This is a genomic window from Nostoc sp. CALU 1950 (assembly GCF_051172895.1).
Lineage (GTDB): Bacteria > Cyanobacteriota > Cyanobacteriia > Cyanobacteriales > Nostocaceae > Nostoc > Nostoc edaphicum_A.
In genome coordinates this window covers 37034-60403 of record NZ_JBDNJQ010000012.1, presented here as the reverse complement: position 1 = coordinate 60403, position 23370 = coordinate 37034, and the positions used below count along the sequence as shown (strand labels likewise).

Sequence of the window (23370 nt, the reverse complement as noted above, 5' to 3'; positions counted from 1 at the left end):
GACGCAAAAACGACTATGCGTCTTTGCGTCTCTGCGTGAGATTATTTTCTATCTCAATATCAAACCATCTCAGACGAAGCTTGCACCATCGGTTGCGGCTGCGGCTGGAACATGAACAATGAGTACACAACGTCTCGACGAATATTTACCATCATATCCAGGAAGAGTTCGTAACCCTCGCTCTTGTATTCAATTAGCGGGTCTTTTTGCCCATAACCACGCAATCCTACCGATTCGCGCAAGGCATCCATTTGTTGCAGGTGTTCCCGCCACAGGGTATCAATGCGTTGCAAGATAAAGAAGCGTTCCGCTTGGCGCATAAGTCCGGGTTGAACTTGGTCAATCTGCGCTTCTTTGAGGTCGTAAGCAATTCGTACCTGTTCGTGGAGGAAGGCTTTAATTTCGCTGACTGTGATATCTTCTAATTGACTCGCTTGTAAATCCGCTAGCAGATAGACAAATTCTTTAACTTTCTCAACCAACTTTTCTAACTCCCACTCTTCCGAGGGCAAGTCTATGTTGATGTAGTAGTCAACGATGTCATCCATCGTTTTTTCAGCGTATTTAATCACCTGTTCTTTCAAATCTTGACCTTCTAACACCCGGCGGCGTTCAGCGTAAATAGCACGACGTTGATTATTCATCACCTCGTCATACTCAAATACCTGCTTCCGAATGTCGTAGTAATAGGTTTCAACTTTTTTCTGTGCGCCTTCCAAACTGCGGGTAAGCATCCCAGATTCGATAGGCATATCTTCTTCCACTTGGAAGGCATTCATTAACCCAGCAACGCGATCGCCACCAAAAATCCGTAGTAGGTTATCCTCTAAACTGAGGAAGAATCTCGTGGTTCCAGGGTCGCCTTGTCTTCCTGCACGTCCGCGCAACTGGTTATCAATCCGCCGTGATTCGTGGCGTTCTGTACCAATTACGTGCAAACCGCCGATTCCCACTACCTCATCATGTTCGCGGGTGGTAAATTGTTCGTATTCCTGCTTGACGCGGTTGTAAGCTTCCCGCAATTTCAGAATCACAGGGTCATCGATGGGAGCTTTTTCTGCGGCTACAGCTACCTTGTCTTCTGCTTCCAGTTCCGGTAAACTACGTTCGCCATACTCACGCACGGCAATTTCTACTGCATCTTTGAGTAGTTTCTCGGTTTCTTTTGTCAACTGAGTCGGGAAAATTTCTGGTGAAGCCCGCCAAGTTTTGACTTTCTTACCAGGGACAAAGCCTTGTCCACCACCATGTCCTGTAGGCAATCCAGCTGCTCTTTGAACGCCAAAAGCATCTTCATCTTCTGGCATGACGATCCGGGGCATAAAGTATTCCCGCAGCTTTAGACGCGCCATATATTCGGAGTTACCACCCAGGATGATGTCTGTACCTCTACCAGCCATGTTAGTAGCAATGGTAACAGCGCCTTTTCGTCCAGCTTGGGCGACAATTTCCGCCTCACGCTCGACGTTTTCGGGACGGGCGTTAAGTAATTCGTGAGGAATCGCCAATTCCTTCAGCAGCCTACTCAGAAGTTCAGATTTTTCTACACTAGTGGTTCCTACTAATACAGGTCTGCCGAGTTCGTGCATTTCGGCACATTCTCTGGCGATCGCCCCCCACTTACCTGATTCTGTCTTAAAGACCATATCAGATAAATCTTCCCGTCTGCGATCGCGGTTGGTGGGAATTACCGCAACTTCGAGTTTATAAATTTTTTCAAATTCTGGTTCTTCGGTTTTTGCCGTTCCTGTCATTCCACCGAGTTTTGGATACAGCAAGAACATATTTTGGTAAGTAATTGTCGCGAGAGTTTGAGTTTCTGGCTGAATCTCTACGTGTTCTTTCGCTTCAATCGCTTGGTGTAATCCATCACTCCAGCGCCGTCCGGCTAGCACCCGACCAGTAAATTCATCCACAATTACTACTTCACCATTGCGGACGATGTAATTTACATCTTTAAGGAAAAGTTCTTTGGCTTTAATTGCATTGAAAACAAAGTGCGCCCAAGGATCTTCTGGGTCAAATAAATCTGTGACTCCCAAAAGATTTTCCGATTCTGCAAACCCTTCATCTGTCAATAGAACGTTACGAGCTTTTTCATCTACATCGTAATGTTCGTCTTTTTTGAGTGTGAATGCTATTTCAGCTGCTTGTAGATACTTTTCTGTAGGTCTTTCCACCTGCCCAGAAATAATCAGTGGTGTCCGCGCCTCATCAACTAAAATCGAGTCCACCTCGTCAATTACGCAATAATTAAACGGGCGTTGTACCACATCTGCCATTGATGTCGCCATGTTATCCCGCAGATAGTCGAAGCCGACCTCGCTGTTGGTAACATAGGTGATATCGCAGTCGTAGTTTTTCTGGCGTTCACTAGGAGTCATGCTTGACTGAATTAGCCCCACACTCAGCCCCAAGAACCGATGTACCTGTCCCATCCATTCAGCATCCCGACGAGCCAGGTAATCGTTCACGGTGATGACGTGTACACCTTTACCAGTGAGAGCATTTAAATAACTCGGCAAGGTGGCGACTAGTGTTTTACCCTCACCAGTTTTCATCTCGGCAATTTGCCCTACGTGCAAAATGATACCGCCAAGGAGTTGGACATCAAAGTGCCGCAAGCCTAAGACTCGCCGTCCTGCTTCCCGGACAACGGCGTAAGCTTCTGGCAATATGTCATCTAAGGTTTCACCTTTAGCGAGCCGTTGTTTAAATTCGACGGTTTTACCTTTTAACTCATCATCGGAAAGAACCTTAATTTCTTCCTCTAAAAGGTTAATTTCAGTAACAGAAGGTTGGTATTTTTTAAGCTTACGAGCGTTGGGGTCGCCCAACAGAAGTTTTAGCATGGCAGATTATAGAACTGAATCAAGGGGATGGGGATTAAAAGGTTGGCATTGATTATAAACATTTAACCCAGCCCAACCGTCTTGGTCGTGGATGGGTGTGAAATGAGAATTACCTCAAAAACAGGAGAAAAATTAGCCAATCATCTTAGTAAACTGATTGGTTTTAACTCTTATCTTATATTTAGTCTTTCTTCATAGTATCATTTTGCCCCCAGATGGGGCCAGAGAGGTAGTGGGGAATAGAGTTAGGAGTTTTTCAACTCCTAACTATTCACTCTTCACTGCCATTCTGCGGTCAAGCGGCGAAAATTGTAATCACTAGCACTGGGATGACAGCTGACACAACTGCCAACTTGGACGGGACGTGGTAACTCAACTCCTGGATGCAAAGCTTTGAAATAACGTGAGTTGTTGAGGCGATAGGGTGTTTCTTCATCGTCTAGCTGTACACGGGAAAAAGTCGAAAGATATTTCCACACTAAGATGCGTGGCGGATCGACTAAAGGCTTGAGTTGTGCGCCGTAGTGCTGCGAGTCTTGCAGAAGATTTTTCCAAGTTTGGGTAGGTAAAACAGCTGGTGGTATGGGAATGTGACATCTGGAGCAATTTTCTAAATAAAGTTCTTGCCCCAGTTGGTATTGTGCAGGTACTACGTCAACAGTGCCAATTTCGGCGGGAGGAGTCGCACTTTGGGCGTTAGTTGCCAAGGCTAGAAGCCAGCCCATAGCTAAACTCCACGTTACAATTACCAGAAGTAAACCGAAAAATTGGCGTTTGAATTCACGTTCGGCGCTTGGCTGTAGTGCTTGGCGGTCGCGGATTTTGCGCTTAACAAAAATTGACATTCCTCACATTCCCAAATATTTAAAAGTGGCGCTTGTGCTAATCATAAGACTTACGCAGTATTGGCAGTGTTTCAAATTTTGTGTAAGTAGTTTTGTCAAGCAACACATTTTTCATATCGATAACAGTAAGCTAATCGGCATTTTAGTTGCATAAAAGCAGGGCTGAAGCCCTTACTACAAGCGAATCATTCTGGAAAAATGAATGACGATTAGCTTAATATAAATATCCAGGGTTAGCGCGCCTCAAACCCTATTAACAGTTGGATTCTAGCAGAGTATTGAGTTTTGGAGAGCTACTGCCAAAACAGAAACCATGTACTGCTCATTCATCGCTACGAAAGATAAAAAATCTATAAATTAGGTAAAATTTTTTATTTATAACTACGTAAATTACGATACATCAATTTCCATAGAGACATAGAGCGATGCCTAGGTTGGGCTGCACCTACGCTCCTTAGTGGAGCAACATCCAAAAGTAATTGAACTGTAAAAGTACTACCTTGATCCAACTCGCTTTGTACATTTAATTTACCTTGATGTGCTTGAACAATAGCTTGAACAATAGCTAATCCCAATCCAGAACCACCAGTGCTACGGGAGCGATCGCTACTCACCCGATAAAAGCGATCAAAAATTCGATTCAGTTCGTGTTTTGGGATACCAATGCCTGTATCTTGAACTTTAATTACAGCATTATAGTCGTTGCGATCTAAAAAAACTGTTACCTCTCCTCCTCTGGATGTGTATTGAATTGCATTGATAATTAAATTAGAAAACAAGCGATAAAGCTGGTCAGGATTACCTATAATATTCAGGGCTTGATGCACTTGTATTAAAGATGTCAGCTTTACCTCTGCGGCATTTGCCATCGCTTCAAACTCTTCAACTAAATCGCTAACAATATCATTTAGGCAACAAACTTCACATTGTAACTTTTGGGCTTGTTTATCTAAACGTGCCAACATCAATAAATCAACAACTAAAGTAGTTATCCGTTGATTCTGACGCTGTATAGTTTGCAAAATATCCCTTGCATCTTCTTCGTCTATTCGTGACATTAAAAGTGCTGATTCCACCGTTGCACCTGTTGCAGCTAAAGGCGTTCGTAATTCATGTGCTACGTCTGCTGTAAACTGTTGAATTTGTCGATAGGATTGATAAATTGGCTGCATAGCTAATCCTGATAAACACCAACTAGCACCAGCAATCATACCCATTGCAATTAACAGCCCTAATACCCAAACTAATTTCACACTATCCAAGTAATGATTAAACTCTTGCAGACTTCGCCCCACCTGCATATATCCCCAGTCTTGATAATTTTTGGTATGCAGTGCTAGAGTAATTTGATGGTAATCTTTGCCTTTGCTATCTTTAAGAAATTGCCAAGTTTTTTGATTAAAAACTTCAGGTAATCCCTTTGGATAATAACCAGCATTAGCAATCAATTTTCCAGAAATATCAAAAAAACGTATATAGTAGCTAGTCTTAGTAACGATACCAAGAAAATGACGTTTAGAATGCGGCTGTTGTTGAATACAATTAGTAGCTCCAGTTGCACAGTTATCTAGATTTGGGAATAACTTATGTGCCAAAGGTTCCAAACGTCCAGGTGACTGTAGTTTTAGTTCGATACTGTCGTGCAATGTTCCCGCTACAGACTCGATTTCACTGTCTAAAGCCATCACGTGGGCATGGAACACAGATCGATAAAAACCGAAGGCACATAGGCTTAAAATTAAACCCATAACGATGGCATAATACAGAGCCAACCGAATACGGGTGAGTCGAAACAGCTTATTCTGATTCATTGTTGAGATTAAAACGATATCCCATACCGTGCAAAGTTTCAATTGAGTTAGCACAGTGGCTATTGGTGAGTTTGCGACGTAACAAACGTATTTGCGCCGCCACTACGTTGCTAGTGGATTCAGCATTAACTTCCCAAATTTGATTGCGAATTTGTTCAGTAGTAACAATCTGGTTGGGGTGTTTCATAAAATATTCCAATAGTTGGAATTCTTTATTAGTTAAAGGAATCTTTTGTTGTTCACCTGTAGTATTTTGTCTGACAACTGTACTGTTACCATAATCAAGAGTCAAGTTATCAACAGTCAATTGTTGAGGTTGGAAATGCGGAGAGCGACGCTGCAAAGCCCGCAATCGTGCCAGTAGTTCTACCATACCGAATGGCTTTACCAAGTAGTCGTCAGCACCTGCATCTAGTCCGGCTACTTTATCTTCCATTCTATCTCTAGCAGTTAGTATCAGGATAGGAAGAGGATTTACTTTGTAACGCAGTCTTTTGCACACTTCTAAACCAGTAATTCCTGGAAGCATCCAATCAAGAATTGCGACTGTATATTGTGCCGAGCTATTTTCTAAGTAAGCCCATGCTTCATTACCATCCATTACCCAATCAACTAAGTACTTTTGTTGATTTAAGGTGCGCTTGATAGCAGCCCCTAAATCTGGCTCATCTTCGACTAGCAGCACCCTCATATCAAATTGAATAGTTAAAGGTTCGTTGTAAATTTGTGATGTAATCATAGTTTGCAATAGGGATATCCCTATAAATAGGTTGACAGAAGTTTATGAAATTAGAATGAAATTCTTAAAAACTAGGATTCAGCTATGCAAGACCTAACAGCAGACTAGGGTCTTATCGGATACATAATCAGATAAAAAAGACTCAGTAGATAACTTGCCAAAATAGGGTGTACTCGTGGAATTTGCTATTTAAGCTTCTTGGTACAAGCATGAAAATTTCTGGAGCGCAGTGGAAAGTTGACAACGTTAATTCAGTACTTCCTGTTCGTTGTGCTTACCTCAACGGAACACTCGCTATTTGATGTTTTCACCAAAGAAGGATGTTCCCATAATTATGATTTCTGAATCTGAATTTTTCTTCAAATTATATAAGAATGAGAAGTAAATTAGATGACAAAAACACGTTATGAATACTGAACTCGGAAAATTATTAAAAACAAAATAGAAAATTTCATCTTGATTTCATATTTATCATTCAAGATAAAAAATAGGTTGATTCCATAATGGATATCAATATTTTTGTGGACATGATTTAAAGGCTTGCTCAGGTAGTTCTCGCTAAGACCGAATTGATATTTACTTTTGGACAAAATTGAAACAGTTTTAATTTGTGATGAGCTATGTAAGCAATATTCACTACAATTCAGATCGTCAATAAAAGAATTTAGTAGTGATATTGCAAATACAAATCCGCTCCAATGAGCAAGTTCATTCAGCCCTGATAATTCCTACTAGGTTTTAAATTTTTTGGATGGTAAATATGAATCAGCTTGCAAAATCTTCATCATTCGAGAACGTTTCTAACTGTCAATGGAAGAATCATAGTAAATGGAAAAAGATTACTGCCTCTGATGTTACCGAGGCAATAGGAAATGTACCGATTGTAAAACTCAAGAATATTTCTCCTGTATGTGTTGTCTCAGAATGTTTCTTGAAGTTAGAGAGCTGCAATCCTGGAGGTTCTATTAAGGAGAAAAATGCAGTCTACCTCGTTACTCGTGCTGAAGAAGAAGGGCTTCTTGTGCCTGGTGGTACGATTATCGAGTCAAGTTCAGGAAATTTCGGCGTTGGTCTGGCTATGGTAGGAGCAGTGCGAGGGTATCGAGTCATTATTGTTGTCGATGCAAAAACTGCTCCACCGTTTAGACGAATGTTGAAAGCATACGGTGCAGAACTTGTAGATGTACCGTTACATGAGGCAGATGAATCAGGCTCGATGCAGAAGGCAAGAATGAAACGAGCGCGTGAGCTTGCTGCGACCATTCCTCATGCTTGGTATCCGTGTCAGCACTTGAATCCTTTGAATGCTGAGGCACACTCATACTACACTGCGCGTGAGATTGAAGCTCACTTTTCTTCTAACCTTGATGCCGTGGTCGTCGGTGTTAGCACAGCAGGACAAATAATGGGAATAGCTCGTTATCTTCTACCGCGATTTCCAGGACTACGAATTGTTGGCGTTGATGTTGAGGGTTCAGTCATTATGGGAACGCCAGCAAAACCATACAAAATGACAGGTGTTGGATTATCGTTTTTTCCACCTAATCTGGAGCTTTCGCTGCTTAATTGTGCTTATGTGATACCAGAGGCGATCGCTTACTCAGTGTGCCATGCACTTGCACGTCGTGAGGGATTGCTTCTTGGTGCTTCCACAGGGGCAATTGTAGCTGGTGGTTTACATCTGGCGCGCTCTCTTGGTGCAGGTGCGCGGATTTTGATGATCAATCCAGACCGAGGAGACAGATATCTTGAGACAGTCTACGATGACCATTGGCTTAACCGTTATGGATTTACCCTTAAAGAAGGAGAGCATCTTGATGATGCGATCGCCTCACTAACTCCTGTGTATTTTTAATAACTCATCATAATCATATAATACTGAAAATTTTCATGAATACCTCACCCCAGCAAGAACAGGAAGGTAATAAAACAGCTTCTGGGCGATCGCTATTGATGTTACTTGCCCAGTTCATACCTCTTTCCTTAACTGATGTGGCAATGACTCTCGGCGATCCGCTTCAGACTTCTGCACTTAGTCGTCTAGCCTTTCCCCAAGAGACATTAGCCGGAGTCGGGGTAGTCAAAGGAGTTGCCGTATTTCTAGAAAGCCCCATCATCATGATTCTTCATGCCTCAACCGCACTGGGAGGCCAAGCCAAATCTCGGCGCGCACTTTGGCAGTTTACAGTAATTACGGGACTAGCTCTTAGTGGTATTTTTCTTTTGCTCACTTGGGAACCTTTGTATAACTGGTTACTGCTTGATGTCTTCGGCGTTAGCTCATCAATTGCCGCACGAGGAAGAACTGCTTTTATATTAATGTTCCTTTGGCCTTTCGTAATTGCTTGGCGGCGATTCTTTCAAGGGTTGCTAATCCGCGCTCACAAGAGCATAGCTGTAGGTTGGGCAAGTGTAGCGCGATTGACTTGGGTAATTGTAACGCTGGCAGTGGGAGTAAGTTTGAGGTTAGATGGAGGATTGCTAGCAGGTATTACCATGATGGGAGCAATACTCATTGAAGCAGTACTGGTCACATGGTTTTGTTTGCGTCTTGGTGCTATTTCTATTCTTAACCAACAAGTACATTCTGAGACTAAAAAACTGCCTCAAACCTTTCAAGAAGTAACCTTTTACTATCTTCCCTTAGCTTCAACAATGCTTATTGTTTGGGGTGCAAGGGCAATACTCCTGAGTCTCATTGCGCGCTCATTCGATGGCAGCCTCGCACTTGCTGTATGGCCCGCGGCTTGGGGGCTACTTCTTTCGATCGCTAACGGTACACGTATGATTCAACAAGTGGTAATTTCTACTTATGAAGAAACTTCCAGGCGAACACTTGTTGCTTTTGTGGTTCTTGTCGGTTTGGGTTTTACTGTAATACCAATTTTTATTGGGTTTACAGACAAAGGATTATTACTACTTGGTCAGTTTTTGGGAAATAATTCATCTCTTGTGGAAGCAGCTCGTCCGGTAGTACAAATACTGTCATTTCTACCTCTGCTCTTAGCACTGCAAAATACGTTTCAAGGGCTACTTATTCACAAAGGCAAGAACTGGCTGATCAACTTGGCAACAGTAGTTGCTGCAACTTTTACTTTAGTAGTATGTGGCAGTCTGATTTTTACCAGACATAGCGGAGCTAATTCAGCAGCGTATGGAATGCTTGCGGGCGTTATTAGTGAAATAATCGTGCTTGTTTTTGCGCTTCAAAAGAAATAAATTGGCTCAATTTTTACTAGCGACTATGGCACTATTAACACTGAGCAAAAAGAATGATGAAGCACATAATGACTAACACGGACTAAAACAAATTATTCTAGACCTGAATACTTTGAGCTTGCAACTATAGGAATCCGCTTTGATTTCTGAACTGATTTGCGTGGTGCGCGTTCGCGGAGCGTGTCGCAGACAAGCGCAGCGCAAGCGCGATAGGCAGGCAATAGGCAACAGGAAAAAAGGCTTCTTAGTTGTACTGAGTTTTTTCAGAAATCAAATATGAGTCCTATAGATGGATTAAATCTACCCTAGCTCTCGTCCTGCCACTTTGTTTCCCGCAAAAATTGCTTATCAAACAAGTCTGCTTGTCAATAGACTTTGAGACGCGCTAACTCTGCACAATTACTGGGAGCATCCACTTTTGGAAGAAACACCGGGCGATTGGAATCGCGGCTACACAAACGAAGTCACGTTACCTTAAGGAATAGAAACCGATCGCAATAATCGCTCAACAACAGTCCTTGCATTGCGTCCTCCTCTAGGAATAAGGCGATGGCAAAGAACATGGGGGACAAGAGACTTCACATCATCAGGAATGGCATAATCACGCCCTGATAGAAAAGCTAGCGCTTGGGCAGCCCGTTGTAATGCTAATGTGCCACGTGGACTGACGCCAAGGGCAATTTCCTCATCTTGGCGTGTTACTCGTACTAATTCGAGGATGTACTGCTGCAAGGAAGTTGCCACTTTTACTTGAGAGCAGAGGTAACGCAATTCCTGTACTTCAGCCAAGGTAATACAAGGCTGCAAATCGGCAACTTTTATACCATTTTGGAGATTTTGCAGCATCAGGAGTTCTTCTGCCTCAGAAGGATAGCCCAAACTCAGCGACAACATAAACCGATCCATTTGCGCTTCCGGCAGGGGAAAAGTACCTTGATACTCGATAGGGTTTTGAGTGGCAATGACAAAGAAGGGTTGGGGAACTGGACGAGAGACACCATCGACTGTTACCTGATGTTCTTCCATAACTTCCAGTAAAGCTGACTGAGTGCGGGGTGTGGCGCGGTTAATTTCGTCAGCTAATAGCACATTGGTAAAGACTGGCCCAGTCAGAAAAGTAAATTCGCCACTTTTAGGGTTCCAAATGTTGGTGCCAGTAATGTCAGTTGGTAGTAAATCGGGAGTGCATTGCAACCGTTGAAACTTGCCATCCACTGAACGAGCCAGAGATTTAGCGAGGAGGGTTTTACCAACACCAGGGACATCTTCTAGGAGGGCATGACCACCACCTAATAAGGCGACTAGCACTAAGCGTATTGCCTCAGCTTTGCCAACGATGGTAAGAGCCAGATTTTGTGTTAAGGCGTCGATTTTTTCTCTCATGCGTTGTGGGAAATGGGGAGTGGGGAGTGGGGGAGCAGGGGAGCAGAGGAGCAGAGGAGAAGTTGCAGTAAGTTTTTTCCCTCTGCCCCTCTGCCCCTCCGCACCTCTGCCTCTTCCAATGCCCTATCTATTGTTCCCACTAAGCACCCAAAACTTCTCTAGCAACAACGCAGTCAAGTTGAATTTGTGTTTTCAGGGCTTCTAGAGAAGGAAATTTTTGTTCAGGGCGTAAAAATTTAACTAGCTGCACAGCCAGTTTTTTGCCATACAAATCACCAGACCAATCTAATAAATGTACTTCCACAGATGAATAAGTACCGTTTACAGTTGGACGATTACCGATATTCATTACGCCCAAGCCCTCACTATGAGCAACATCTGATGTTTCAGTGAGAGTGAAAACGCGGACAGCATAGACTCCTTGGCGGGGCAAAAACTTTTCTTTTGGTAGTTGGAGGTTAGCGGTAGGAAAGCCAATTGTTCTGCCCAATTGTTGACCTTGAACGACATCACCAAAGAGGGTGTAAGGGCGTCCTAGTAGTAGATTTGCGTTTTCGATGTCTCCCTGCTCAAGGGTTTGGCGGATCAATGAAGTGCTAATGCGGGCATCTTGAGTCGGAGTAGTACTAACGCAATTACTTTGGCTGGGCGAGTCACCTGTATAAGTTTGTAAGGGAACGATCGCCACAGGGATATTGTACTTGGCGGCGATTAATTGCAAATCTTTGGCAGTACCACTACGCTTTTCACCAAAACAAAAATCTTCCCCGATACTAATTTGCTGGCATTGCAGTTGTTGCACAAGAATTTTTTCGACGAAATCTTCGGGAGTTAAAACAGACAATTCTTTGTCAAAGGGTAGTAATACTAGTTGTTCTACCCCAAGCGATCGCAATTGTTGGACTTTTTCATCCAGTGGCGTTAACAAAGTCCGGGGTTGTCCTGTAAAGAACTCCTGTGGATGGGGGTCAAAGGTGACAACTGTTGAGTAGATATATTCTTGATTTGGCAGTTGATTTTCCTTTGACTGCGGGCTACTGGCTACTGACAAGTGACTACCAGCGTGCAAGACTGGCTGAATTACCCTTTGATGACCAAGATGAACACCATCAAACTTGCCAAGGGCAACAGCAGTCGGCGTTAGTAGCCCTTCACTTGAAGAAGCAACCCACACAGAACACCCATTTTGAGACAAATTTAGCACGTGGATTCTGAGATTTTAGGTTTATTTTAGCTATCAGCGGGAAGCTACCCTATGGTAAACCGACTTGAGGAAGACATTCACCAACTGCCCATGAGTTCTTGTGCGATCAGCCAGGGCGTTGATGCCACCCCTTTTAGCTATCAGCCAAAAGCCTAACCCACGGGAAGTCTCCCAAGATGCTTTCTTGTGCAATAAGCTTACAGCTAAATTGCTAAGTCCAAATAACCTCAAATACCAGAGCTAAAAAGGCTCTAGTCCCATGTTGAGACTGTAACGAGGTTTTAACCCGACCATCAGCCGCAAGAAACGGGGTCTGTGGTTGTCTGGACTGTGTTGGTGAATCTATAAAGTGTGTCCTCCTGTTGTCGCCCTGATCCTTTAATCGGCGCTTTGACAACTCTGGGCAGTGCTGTCTCACTGTGCAGCCAACAGGTACGCTCTCACGCTGAAAGCTTCTGATCACCAATCTAATCTAAAATCTCCAATTCCTGCGATCGCAATCTCTAGGTAGAAAATTTACTAACAGGAAAAGATTCTGATAAGGCAACTGAAGTGGGAATCTGAAGTACCATTCCTTCTCGTGCCATAATAGCGCCAGGAAATTTTTCAGCGGCTTGTTTGCCTACACGATCCAAAAAGTCATCATTGTGGGCGGGGTCGTGGTGGTAAATCACCAGAGTTTTGACGTTAGCAGCTTGTGCCACTTTCACAGCTTCTTGCCAGGTAGAATGTCCCCAGCCAATTTTCAGGGATGTTGGGCAATGATATTCCTCGTCTGTGTAAGTAGAATCGTAAATTAAGATGTCGGCATTACGAGCTAGCCACAGCACATTGTCATCGAGTCGGTCGGGAAAATGTTCGGTATCGGTGATATAAGCAGCAGCACCACCACGCCAATTGACGCGGTATCCTACGGCTTCACCTGGATGGTTTAAAGGTGCTGTTTCTACGGTAACGTCATCAATGTGGATTGGTTGCCCCGGTCGAATGTCGTAGAACTTTAAATTGGCTTGCATAATCTGCAAGGGTACGGGAAAGTTCGGGTGTAACATTTGATCGTTGAGGCGCTGTTCTATGGTAGAACCATCAGGTGCGATCGCGCCGTAGATATGAAAGTCATTACCCTTTACAAACCCTGGGGTAAAGAAGGGAAAACCCTGCATGTGATCCCAGTGAGAGTGGGTAAAAAATATGTGAGCTTCTAACGGCATTTGGCGCAACAAAGATTGCCCCAAAACATGTAGTCCCGTGCCAGCATCGAAAATTAAGCGTTTATCGCCCGCTTGCATTGATATGCAAGGGGTATTACCGCCGTAACGAACGGTGTGTGGCCCTGGACTGGGGATGCTGCCGCGAACGCCCCAAAATTGTACGGTAAATTGGTTCTCTATCCTAGACATGTGTATTGCTTGCTGGACTGAGCGGGCGATATTTGGAAAAATTGTTACTTATTCTGTCTAAGTTTATGCTGTCTCGCCAATTTTGCTAGAGGGAGGATTTCTTGGTAAAACAGCATACCCTGTTTCTGGCTGATTGTGTAATGTTGATGAAATACTGTCAGTTAAAATTTTCCAGATTTTGGGGTGGATGTGTATCAGTTATTTCAAGAGTGCCCCTACGTTATAGCCTACATTTTTCTCTAATGTATTTAAATAACCTCGGATTTGTCCTGATAAATCAAATTATTCCAGGAATATTGAATTCCCAATCAGACAATTTATCTAGTCCAGTTGCGTAAGTCAAATTGTATTGTAACGGGGTAATACTGATGTAGTTTTTACGCACAACCTGCACATCTGTAGGTACATTTTCAGGCAGATTTAATCCGGTTGGGGGTTCCACATCCTCGATTACCTCTCCAGTTAGCCAGTAGTACGTTTTTCCACGAGGATCAACTCGTTTATCAAATACATCAATGTAACGCCGTATTCCTTGACGGGTGAGAGTAACGCCGGCAATTTCTTCCCATTTGACCGCAGGAATATTGACGTTGAGCAACATTAAATCTGGTAGCGGTTTTTGGGCTAACTGGTCTACGAGAATTTTGGCAAACTTAGCAGCAGGTTGAAAGTCTTTAGATGTGTGGCTCATAAGACTTAGCGCTATGCTAGGAATGCCTTCAATTAAACCTTCCATTGCCGCAGATACAGTGCCGGAATACAGAATTTCAGTTCCCAAATTCGCACCTTGATTAATCCCAGAGAGAACCAAATCGGGGGGAGTCGAGAGCAAAGCCCACAGCGCTAATTTGACGCAATCTGAAGGCGTACCATCGCAAGCCCAAGCTTTGATAGCAGGATGAAAAATCCCTTCAACAATTTCGGCGCGAATGGGTTGGTGTAAAGTTAACCCGTGTCCAGTTGCCGATCGCTCTCGATCTGGGCAAACTACACTGACATCATGACCTGCCTCTGCCAAGTAGTTGGCTAGGGTACGAATCCCCAAAGCAGAAATGCCGTCATCGTTACTAATTAGTAATTTCATAGTTATTGGTCATTAGTCATTAGTCATTGGTCATTGGTCATTCGTTATTAGTTATTAGTTATTTGTTATTAGCCATTTGTCAATGTCTGAGGTCACAACTAGCAAAAAAATATTTATACTCACTAAGTACACTGTGGCAAACGTTTGCCTACCTTTAACAAGTTGTTCAATCCCCTTGTCTATCGTCAAGTCTTTGTTAATTGAGATGTTAGCTGGATTTACGCGCCCGCTCTACTACCCCAATTGTCTCTAAAGGTTTGGTTTTGACCCTCGCCTTTGGCTGATGTTAATGGTGTAGCTGTAGGTTTATTTATCGACCAGTTCACAGCTTTTGACTATAGACTAATGACAAATGACCAATGACTAATAACTAATGACTAGCAATTTAGAAGCTCAACTTTTAGCACTGCGGCAAGAAGGAGAAAAAGCGATCGCAGCCGCCGACACTCTAGAACGTCTGGAAGAACTCAGAGTTAACTATCTGGGTAAAAAAGGCGAGTTGGGGGCACTGTTGCGAAGTATGGGGCAAATGAGTGCAGAGGAACGGCCAAAAATTGGAGCGATCGCTAATACAGTTAAAGAATCCCTGCAAACTAGTCTAGACCAGCAACGCGTCGCCCTGGAATCCGCACAAATTCAACTACAGCTAGAGGCGGAAACCCTAGATGTAACTATGCCGGGAATTTACAGCCCCCAAGGTCGCATTCATCCCCTCAACGGCATTATCGATCGGGCACTGGATATCTTTGTTGGTATGGGTTACACCGTGGCTCAAGGGCCAGAGATGGAAACAGATTACTATAATTTCGAGGCTTTGAATACCCCACCTGACCACCCCGCCCGTGATATGCAGGATACCTTCTACCTGCCAGATGGTAATCTTCTCCGTACTCATACCTCGTCAGTACAAATTCGTTACATGGAAAGAGAAGAACCACCGATTCGGGTTGTGGCTCCAGGGCGAGTTTATCGGCGAGATAATGTAGATGCAACTCACTCGGCTGTTTTCCATCAAATAGAACTTTTAGCTATTGACGAGGGACTAACTTTTACAGACCTCAAAGGCACAATTAAAGTATTTTTACAAGCAATATTTGGCGATTTGCCAATTCGCTTCCGCGCCAGTTATTTCCCCTTTACCGAACCTTCCGCTGAAGTAGATTTGCAGTGGAATGGTCGCTGGTTGGAGGTGATGGGCTGCGGTATGGTCGATCCAAATGTACTTAAGTCTGTGGGTTATGACCCAGAAATTTATACAGGGTTTGCTGCGGGTTTCGGTGTAGAACGCTTTGCAATGGTGTTACACCAAATCGATGATATTCGTCGGTTGTATGCTAGCGATTTGCGGTTTTTACAACAATTTTAGGACTTATGTAATAGTTATGTACTGCAACCAAGGTAACAATAAATAATGACATCAGTCTCCAGGTTAGATCAAGTTCTAGAAAGCATCGAAAACTTATCGGTAGATGAACAAGAAACATTAATTGATCTGATAAGTCATCGGTTGGCAGAACGGCGGCGTTCTGAAATTGCTGCTAATATCGCTCAAGCACAAGTAGACTACCAGTCGGGAAAAGTGTTCCGTGGAACTGTGACTCAAATAATGGATGAGTTACGCAAGTGAGAACTGTAGTTCTGGCATCATCGTTTAAACGAGCATTTAAGCGATTGGTACGACGACAGCCAGAATTACAAGAGCGAATTGAAGAGCGGTTAGCACTACTAACCGCCGATCCATTTGATCCATTGTTGCAGACTCATAAACTTAAAGGCAAACTGTCTGGAGCTTGGGCGTGTTCAGTGGACTATGATTGTCGCATTGTCTTTAACTTCGTGCAAAATATAGAATCTGGTGAAGAAGAAATTTTGCTAATTGATATCGGCACTCATGATGAAGTGTACTGAATTGTAGGTGCTGTTGAAGAAACCAGATTTGCAGGAAATAGTGCGATCGCTTCTACTATTTTCCCAGATTTATACCGCACAGCAATTACTCCAAGCCGGAGAAAGGAATACACCCAGCAAGGCAAAAGTAAAAAGTTAAAATTCACTCATCCAAAAAGGTTTATAACTGCTTTTGTATCGCTATCTTCAGCTAAATAATATGTATGAAGCCAATCCAATCGCTCCTCCTGCTAGCACCAACCAGGCTGAATTAATTTTAAATCGAAACACAGCGATCGCACTCAAAACTGCCATGATAATTGTTAACCAATCTACCAGTGCGGCTCGTCCCAATGTGTATGTGACTCCTGCCATTAATCCTAAAGAAGCTGCATTTACACCATCCAAAAATCCACTTGCCCAAGGAGATTGACGCAACTTAGGAACCCAAGGATTAACCAGCAACACCAGCATAAAAGCTGGCAAGAAAATACCGATTGTAGCAGCGATTGCCCCAGCATTTCCTGCTAGCAAATATCCAATAAATGTGGCGGTGGTGAAAACAGGCCCCGGTGTAAACTGACCGATCGCTACGGCATCTAAAAGCTGTTGTGATGTGAGCCACTGATTGCGCTCGACTAAATCACGTTGCAGAAATGCCAGCAATACATAGCCACTACCATAGAGAACACATCCAATTTTGAGAAAAAAGACAAAGACGTTAATCCAACTGACTGATGTAACTGCTGCTGTTGTACTCCCAACCTGCGCCAAAATACCTGACATAGGTAACAGGAATACTCCGCTTGTGTGTCCTCTGGCTTGCCAATTCTTGAGTAGCATCACAGCGATACCTAGCAAAATAAGCACCAAAATTTCATTCAATCCAGCTAAGTATGCTGCGATCGCTGCCACCCCGGCAATGATCGTCGGTACGTCTTTGGCTGCCTTTTTCCCCAAATTCCACACAGCCTGAATCACGATCGCAATAATTACAGGTTTAATTCCATAGAGCAGCCATTCTACCTGGGGAACTGTTTGATAACGAGCATAAATGGCGGCTAATGCCCAAACAATCAACATCGCAGGTAGAATAAAGCAGCTACCCGCAACTATTAAACCACGCCATCCGGCTCGTTCGTAGCCAATGTGAATGGCTAATTCCGTCGAGTTGGGGCCTGGAATCAAATTCGTAATTCCCAGTAAATCTAGCAGTTTCTCCCGGCTCATCCACTGACGGCGATTCACTACTTCATTGTCCATCATGGCGATGTGAGCAGCAGGGCCACCAAAAGCGATCGCCCCCAATCGCAAAAACACCGCCGCCAGTTCTGTTAATCGCTGCTTTTGTTGTTTGGGAGTCAGAGCATTATAGGAAATCACTTCTTGCTCTTTCTGGATATCCTCAGCTTCTTGCGTCACTATGGTTTTCCTGGTTAATGAAGATGACAAAATTAGGATATCGAATTTCGATAACGAAAATCTATATAATTAGAAATTAATTTGTGATACTATGCCATTGGCTCAAAAACACGGTAATACAATCGAGATTACGGAGTATATATGAGTAATGTCAAGAAAGTGAGCGATAAGTTTTCGGCAGGTGGACAGCCAACCCCAGAGACACTAAAACAGCTTGCTGATGAAGGGTATAAGTCTGTGGTGAATCTGCGATCGCTTGATGAAACTGGAGCCTTAGCAGACGAACAGCAACAAGCAAAAGCCATAGGTCTTGAATATGTTAATGTTCCACTCAAGACAAATTCAGCCAACGACAACTTGACTGCAACAGTTCTCTCAGAAGTAGAGGGATTGCCGACTCCTGTATATTTTCATTGTGGTGCAGGAGGACGAGCTAGCGCCTTAGCGCTCATTGCCTTTGCAACTCAACAAAAGCTGAATTGTGAACAGATTTTAGCAAAAGCAAAAGAACTTGATATCAACCCAGATCAACCTCATCTCCAGAATTTTTTAGAAAACCTCTCCTGAAGAGTGCTGAGTTAGAAGTTAGCAGTTAGCAGTTAAAAGTTTTCCCCTACTCCCTCATTTCTCTCATCTCCCCTTACTCCCTTACTCCCTACTCCCTACTCAGCACTCAGCACTCAGCACTCATCATGACTCCTCGAACAATTCGCCAAATAATTCCCGTACCTTTTCTTTAGCATCCTCTAAAGTCATTTTTCCTAAATCGGTAGCTCGGTAGAGTCGTCGGCTTTGCCGTCCCGATCTCTGCTCAACGGAATATAGGTATCCCTTGCGCTCCATATCATGCAACATTGGATAGAGTGTTCCGGCACTGAGTTTATAGCCGTGACGTGCCAGTTCTTCAATAATGCCTAGCCCAAAAATTGGCTCCTGAATTGCATGATGCAGAATATGAAGCCGAATTAAGCTTGAGTAGAACTCTCGTCCATCCATTAGGCAAGGCTTTTGCGACACTTAGAATTTCATTTTCGCTTATATCGCGCTGGGCATTGTGGGATTTTTTTATTCCACTGTCCAAGCAGCCTCATAAGTATTAGTAAACTTATGACGACAGGACTCGATTCTTCTGTCTAAGCAGATGTGGAAGCGTGCGAAATCTAAGTTTCTCAAATATTTGTCGCTAAAAAGTGGTCAGTAAATTACACTAACCACCATGCGTGAAACTTTATTTAACTATTCCTGAATGACCGGGGATATCTGCCAAAGGTTCAAATCTACCGCCTAAATATTTGGCGAGAAACTCTTCTGCGATCGCAAAAAAGTGCAACCGATTTTCTGGTCTGGCAAAACCATGTCCTTCATCTGTGTAAAGTGCATATTGCACTGGTAAACCAGCTTGCTGCATTGCATTGACAATTTGATCACTTTCTGATTGTTTCACTCGCGGATCATTTGCACCTTGACCGATAAGTAAAGGTTTTTGAATCCGGTCAGCGAAAAATAAAGGCGATCGCGATTTCAAAAACTCCTCTTCTGTCTCCAAGTTACCGACACGATGGTAAAGCATTGCCTTCAGCGGTTCCCAATAAGGCGGTATAGTTCCTATCAGCGTAATTAGGTTACTCGGCCCCACAATATCCACACCAGCGGCAAAAACTTCTGGTGTAAAAGTTAACCCCACTAGGGTGGCATAACCGCCATAAGAGCCGCCCATAATCGCAATCTTTTGCGGGTCAGAAATACCTTGTTCCACTAGCCAGTTAACAGCATCAATCAAATCGTCGTGCATTTTAGCAGCCCATTCCCGATTTCCAGCATTCAAAAATGCTTTGCCGTAGCCAGTGGAACCGCGAAAGTTTACTTGCAAGACAGCGTAACCACGGTTAGCTAGCCATTGCGCTGTGGGAGAGAAGCCCCAAACATCCCGCGCCCAAGGGCCACCATGAACCAGCAGTACTGTTGGTAGATTCTGCGTAGGTATTCCCACAGGGGTTGTTAGGTAACTGTGGATAGTCAAACCATCCCGCGCTTCATAGGAAATCGGTTCCATTGAAGCTAACTGCAACGTTTCGAGTTTGGGTTGGTTACTAAAAAGGAAAGTACTACTTTTGGACTCTCTGTTGTAGGCATAGTAATAAACTGGCCCATTGTCAGTTCTATAAGCCACTAACCAGGTTTTATCTTCCAAGTCGCGGCTAATTATAGAGAATTCTCCAGGACGCACCTTAGCGATTTCCTCAAAATCAGCAGCGATACTTTGGTCAATTACCTGCCATTCCTGTTTGTCTTTGTAAAAAGAAACTGCTTGGATAACTCGCGTTAATGGCTGAATGATTATCCCCACGACATCATACTGTTCATCTTCAGCAATGACAGTTTCTTGACGGGTGTCTAGGTCAATCGCTAGCAGACGTTTAGCGTTAGCATCGTGATTCCCTTGAATGTAAAGGGTTTTGCCATCATCTGAGAAGCTAACAGAATTCCCTTCCTCTTCTGGCCCCCAGTGACGGAGAGTTTCCCACTGTTTATCTGGTTTCTGCAATAACAAATCGTAACCACCATCGGGTGTGCTAGCCGTTGCTGCACGTATTTGAAACTCAGCATCAGATGTCCAACTGATAATGTTACCGGGGTTATCGGTGTCGAACTCCACAGCACCATTTTTTAGATTGATGCGATAAACGTCAAACTTTTGGGGATTGTTCAAGTTCAACGCTACCAGCACTTGATCTGGAAATTTAGGTTCCAGTTCCACAAGTTCGGCTTTTACACCTTGGAATGGCGTTAAGTCACGCACAATCTTGGAGTGAATATTAACCAAGTGGAGATGAAAGTTCTCGTCGCCATCCGAGTCTTGCATATACATTAACTGGTCGGCGTTATAAGTCCAGAAGAAAATGCGGATACCCCGCTTTTTATCGACAGTTAGTATCTGGTCGTCTTCTTGTCCTATAGTTCGCAACCATACCTGCAAGACATTTTTTTCATCAGGGGCGATATATGCCAAGTACTTGCCATCAGGCGAGAGTTGTGGGCTAGTTTTTTCGGGATTCCCAAACAGAATTTCGCGCGGAATCAGCGGTGCTAAGGAGGGCGCTTGAGCAGATGACATATTTTCATCCTCTACTTGACTACCCTATTGTCACTTGGCAGTGAAAATGACAATTCATCCTATTGGATGAACCTAGTACCGCAAGGCGGAAGTCAAAAGTCAAAAGTCAAAGTCTTTTATACTCGGCGACGAGTCTTTGATACTCGGCGATGAGTCTTTGATACTCGGCGACGAGTCTTTGATACTCGGTGATGAGTCTTTTATACTCGGTGATGAGTCTTTGATACTCAGTGATGAGTCTTTTATACTCATTGACGACAATTGTCGCAATGTCCGCAACGCAGGTTAGCGGCTTCTTTGTCAAAACCAAAAGCGTTTAACAAAAACTGCCAGCGACACTGTTTAGTTGTCAGGTATTGATGCATCTGTTTAGCAGCGTGTAATTGTGTTGGTGGCTGATTTCCTGCTTTTTGAGCAATGGTGTAATGGAAAGGGTCAAGCCAGTTTAACTGACCACTGCTGTGGAGTAATGCTAGCGCCGTTGCACCTTCAGGAAATTGTCGAGTTACTGCATTCACTTCTCCCTGTTTTGGTAATTTTTTCACAAGTTGCTGCGCTATTTGTTGTTGCGATCGCATTTGCTCTTGAAAAAACTCCTGTCTTTGCTTATCCTCTGGATCTAACCACCCTGTAGGTTCACTCACCAATGTCAACGCTTGGGCCGGTTTCCCATCCCTTCCAGCGCGGCCAATTTCTTGCACATATTCAGATAGCAGATGTGGTGCGTGAAAATGGGCCACCCAACGAACATCACTTTTATTTATCCCCATGCCAAAAGCACAGGTGCAAACGACAAAAGGCATTTTACCACTTAACCAGCTTGCTTCTACTGCACGGCGTTCGGTTGCACCTAATCCCGCATGATAACTAGCTATAATTTATAATCCTTATAAGGCAGTTCTAAAATAACTGACTTCCACATTTTGAGCATTAAATGAGCATTATGGTAAATAGCAGCAAAACACCGACGGGTAAAGCTAAGAAGGGTCAAGTAGCCGTCAGGATTGATTCAGGAAGTGTCAAGGCTTGTTTTCCTAGAAGTTATTGCAACAAGGGTCAAATAAAGCTAGCGACAGGTATCTCGCTAATAGACGGTTGGGAAAGCAAGGCTAGTCAGTTACAAAGACGACTACAGATAGAACTTGAGGACGGGAAATTAGATGACGGTAAAGGTAACTTTGACTTGGGTCGATATCAAGAAATTTTGAAGGAGTACGGTTTGCAAGCAAGGTTGAGGTTGGTGAAAAGTGAAACTACATCAGATGACCAACTACCACCCAAGCCCGAACTCGGCTTAATGGAAGTGTGGGGTATGTATTGTGAGTACCGCAAGCACGACTTAAAGGAAAGTACTTTTGAGAATGTTTTTATGGGCTGTTATGTCAACTTCATTGAGTCAGCGATTAAGGCTACAGAGTCACAAGATGCAATGAAGATAAGGAATTGGCTGTTTGAGAATAGAAGTCTGATAAATGTTAAAAAACTCATCGGTCATTTATCAAAAGCTTATCAATTGGCAATGCGTCAAAAATTGATTAACTCCAATCCTTACGAAAAACTAGAGAATGAAATTACAGTTAAAGGTGCTAAAGGTAAAAAACAAAATGAAATAGAAACCGAGTCTGATGATGATGTATTGGACACAACAAAAGCTTATGCTTGGGATGAGGTGCAATTGATACTTGATTACATCAAAAATACACCACAGATAAGCCACTGGTATTCATTTACTAAATTCAAATTATTCACTGGCTGTAGGACGGGTGAAGCAATAGCTTTTATGTGGTGTGATGTTTTGTGGAATAAAGAGCAAATACTTATTAGGCGTACTTACGACAATCAAACCAAAAGGTTTTATCCCACAAAAACAGCCAAGGGGGACAAGGATTTAATTAGAATTTTCCCTATGCCTAAAGATGGTGAGGTGTGGAACCTTCTGAAATCGATACCACAAGGTGAACTGAATGATATTGTTTTCAAAAGCAAAAGAGGGAAAATAATTCTGGATAATGTATTCTGTCGCGCCTGGAAAGGAAATGAGGCAAATAAAAATAAAGGAATAATTACCGAATTAGTTAAGCAAGGTAAGCTCACTAAATATCTGTCACCTTACAATACTCGTCATACATTCATCACTCATCAGATATTCGATTTAAATAGAGACGAAAAAATAGTTAGTGCATGGTGTGGGCATGGTGAATTAGTGAGTCAAAAACATTATCAAGATATCGCTGATAGAGCAATGCAAATTAACCCAGAGTTACCAGCTAATCAACAATCTCAACAGCAAACTGAACTTGACCTACTAAAGGAACAAGTTAGAAAACAGCAAGAGTTAATAGAAAAACTTCTTGATGATAAAAAGTACTTGGGTGATATCAGTGATGTTGTAATGCCAAATATTTAGAA

19 protein-coding genes and 1 pseudogene are annotated in these 23370 nt (G+C 43.2%); 8 read left to right on the top strand and 12 right to left on the bottom strand.

The genetic code is table 11. From position 1 onward, the window contains the following. Positions 1-59: 59 nt before the first annotated feature. The 4 genes from secA to rppA all read right to left on the bottom strand — a co-directional run bounded on the left by secA (position 60) and on the right by rppA (position 6247). Positions 60-2852, bottom strand: coding sequence for a preprotein translocase subunit SecA (gene secA / locus ABF638_RS05875; RefSeq protein ID WP_435021075.1), 2793 nt, complete (start codon positions 2850-2852; stop codon positions 60-62). Between the two features lie 278 nt (positions 2853-3130). Continuing rightward, the gene (locus ABF638_RS05870; RefSeq protein WP_435021073.1) at positions 3131-3697 is read right to left on the bottom strand and encodes a cytochrome C; all 567 of its coding nucleotides are present in this window, start codon (positions 3695-3697) and stop codon (positions 3131-3133) included. A 371-nt stretch (positions 3698-4068) separates the two neighbouring features. Further along, the gene (rppB, locus tag ABF638_RS05865; protein WP_435021071.1) at positions 4069-5508 is read right to left on the bottom strand and encodes a two-component system sensor histidine kinase RppB; all 1440 of its coding nucleotides are present in this window, start codon (positions 5506-5508) and stop codon (positions 4069-4071) included. Beyond that, positions 5495-6247 carry a two-component system response regulator RppA gene (rppA, locus tag ABF638_RS05860; RefSeq protein ID WP_435021069.1) on the bottom strand — a complete coding sequence of 251 codons (753 nt, stop codon included), beginning with the start codon at positions 6245-6247 and terminating at the stop codon, positions 5495-5497. Before rppA ends, rppB begins: the two co-directional genes overlap by 14 nt. Before the next feature lie 760 nt (positions 6248-7007). Here rppA and ABF638_RS05855 point away from each other — a divergent pair. Further along, positions 7008-8102 (top strand): cysteine synthase family protein, encoded by a 1095-nt coding sequence (locus ABF638_RS05855; protein ID WP_435021067.1) that lies wholly within the window; start codon positions 7008-7010, stop codon positions 8100-8102. 35 nt (positions 8103-8137) lie between these two features. Beyond that, complete coding sequence (locus ABF638_RS05850) at positions 8138-9466, top strand: hypothetical protein (RefSeq protein WP_435021065.1); 1329 nt, start codon at positions 8138-8140, stop codon at positions 9464-9466. 474 nt (positions 9467-9940) lie between these two features. On the opposite strand, the gene ABF638_RS05845 is transcribed toward ABF638_RS05850, so the two are convergent. The 4 genes from ABF638_RS05845 to surE all read right to left on the bottom strand — a co-directional run bounded on the left by ABF638_RS05845 (position 9941) and on the right by surE (position 14537). Further along, positions 9941-10849, bottom strand: coding sequence for an AAA family ATPase (locus tag ABF638_RS05845; protein WP_435021063.1), 909 nt, complete (start codon positions 10847-10849; stop codon positions 9941-9943). 139 nt (positions 10850-10988) lie between these two features. Then, positions 10989-12053: a bifunctional riboflavin kinase/FAD synthetase gene (locus tag ABF638_RS05840; RefSeq protein ID WP_435021061.1), complete on the bottom strand. Its 1065-nt coding sequence runs from the start codon at positions 12051-12053 to the stop codon at positions 10989-10991. Positions 12054-12556: 503 nt separating this feature from the next. Continuing rightward, a complete protein-coding gene (locus ABF638_RS05835; RefSeq protein WP_435021059.1) occupies positions 12557-13453 on the bottom strand; it encodes an MBL fold metallo-hydrolase in 897 nt (298 codons plus the stop codon). Between the two features lie 277 nt (positions 13454-13730). Next, the gene (gene surE / locus ABF638_RS05830) at positions 13731-14537 is read right to left on the bottom strand and encodes a 5'/3'-nucleotidase SurE (protein WP_435021057.1); all 807 of its coding nucleotides are present in this window, start codon (positions 14535-14537) and stop codon (positions 13731-13733) included. Positions 14538-14910: 373 nt separating this feature from the next. Between surE and pheS the strand changes: the two genes are divergently transcribed. The 4 genes from pheS to ABF638_RS05810 are packed head-to-tail and all read left to right on the top strand — an operon-like array spanning position 14911 to position 16584. After that, positions 14911-15903: a phenylalanine--tRNA ligase subunit alpha gene (gene pheS / locus ABF638_RS05825; protein WP_420760043.1), complete on the top strand. Its 993-nt coding sequence runs from the start codon at positions 14911-14913 to the stop codon at positions 15901-15903. Between the two features lie 45 nt (positions 15904-15948). After that, entirely contained in the window at positions 15949-16164 is a 216-nt protein-coding gene (locus ABF638_RS05820) for a hypothetical protein (RefSeq protein ID WP_435021055.1), read from the top strand. Continuing rightward, positions 16161-16445 carry a type II toxin-antitoxin system RelE/ParE family toxin gene (locus ABF638_RS05815; protein WP_435021053.1) on the top strand — a complete coding sequence of 95 codons (285 nt, stop codon included), beginning with the start codon at positions 16161-16163 and terminating at the stop codon, positions 16443-16445. Before ABF638_RS05820 ends, ABF638_RS05815 begins: the two co-directional genes overlap by 4 nt. Positions 16446-16458: 13 nt before the next feature. Next, positions 16459-16584 carry a hypothetical protein gene (locus tag ABF638_RS05810; RefSeq protein WP_277926727.1) on the top strand — a complete coding sequence of 42 codons (126 nt, stop codon included), beginning with the start codon at positions 16459-16461 and terminating at the stop codon, positions 16582-16584. Positions 16585-16631: 47 nt separating this feature from the next. Here the strand turns inward: ABF638_RS05810 and ABF638_RS05805 are convergent, their stop codons facing one another. After that, entirely contained in the window at positions 16632-17846 is a 1215-nt protein-coding gene (locus ABF638_RS05805) for a chromate transporter (protein ID WP_435021050.1), read from the bottom strand. A gap of 141 nt (positions 17847-17987) precedes the next feature. Between ABF638_RS05805 and ABF638_RS05800 the strand changes: the two genes are divergently transcribed. Then, positions 17988-18413, top strand: a complete 426-nt coding sequence (locus ABF638_RS05800) for a fused DSP-PTPase phosphatase/NAD kinase-like protein (RefSeq protein WP_435021048.1) — start codon at positions 17988-17990, stop codon at positions 18411-18413. Between the two features lie 123 nt (positions 18414-18536). Here the strand turns inward: ABF638_RS05800 and ABF638_RS05795 are convergent, their stop codons facing one another. The 3 genes and pseudogenes from ABF638_RS05795 to ABF638_RS05785 form a co-directional block, all read right to left on the bottom strand. Beyond that, entirely contained in the window at positions 18537-18863 is a 327-nt protein-coding gene (locus tag ABF638_RS05795; protein WP_238845510.1) for a PadR family transcriptional regulator, read from the bottom strand. A gap of 211 nt (positions 18864-19074) precedes the next feature. Further along, positions 19075-20961 (bottom strand): S9 family peptidase, encoded by a 1887-nt coding sequence (locus tag ABF638_RS05790; protein WP_435021046.1) that lies wholly within the window; start codon positions 20959-20961, stop codon positions 19075-19077. A 248-nt stretch (positions 20962-21209) separates the two neighbouring features. Further along, positions 21210-21833, bottom strand: a pseudogene (locus tag ABF638_RS05785) (helicase-related protein); the annotation flags it as partial. A 62-nt stretch (positions 21834-21895) separates the two neighbouring features. Between ABF638_RS05785 and ABF638_RS05780 the strand changes: the two are divergent. Then, positions 21896-23368 carry a tyrosine-type recombinase/integrase gene (locus ABF638_RS05780; protein WP_435021044.1) on the top strand — a complete coding sequence of 491 codons (1473 nt, stop codon included), beginning with the start codon at positions 21896-21898 and terminating at the stop codon, positions 23366-23368. Positions 23369-23370 lie beyond the last annotated feature (2 nt).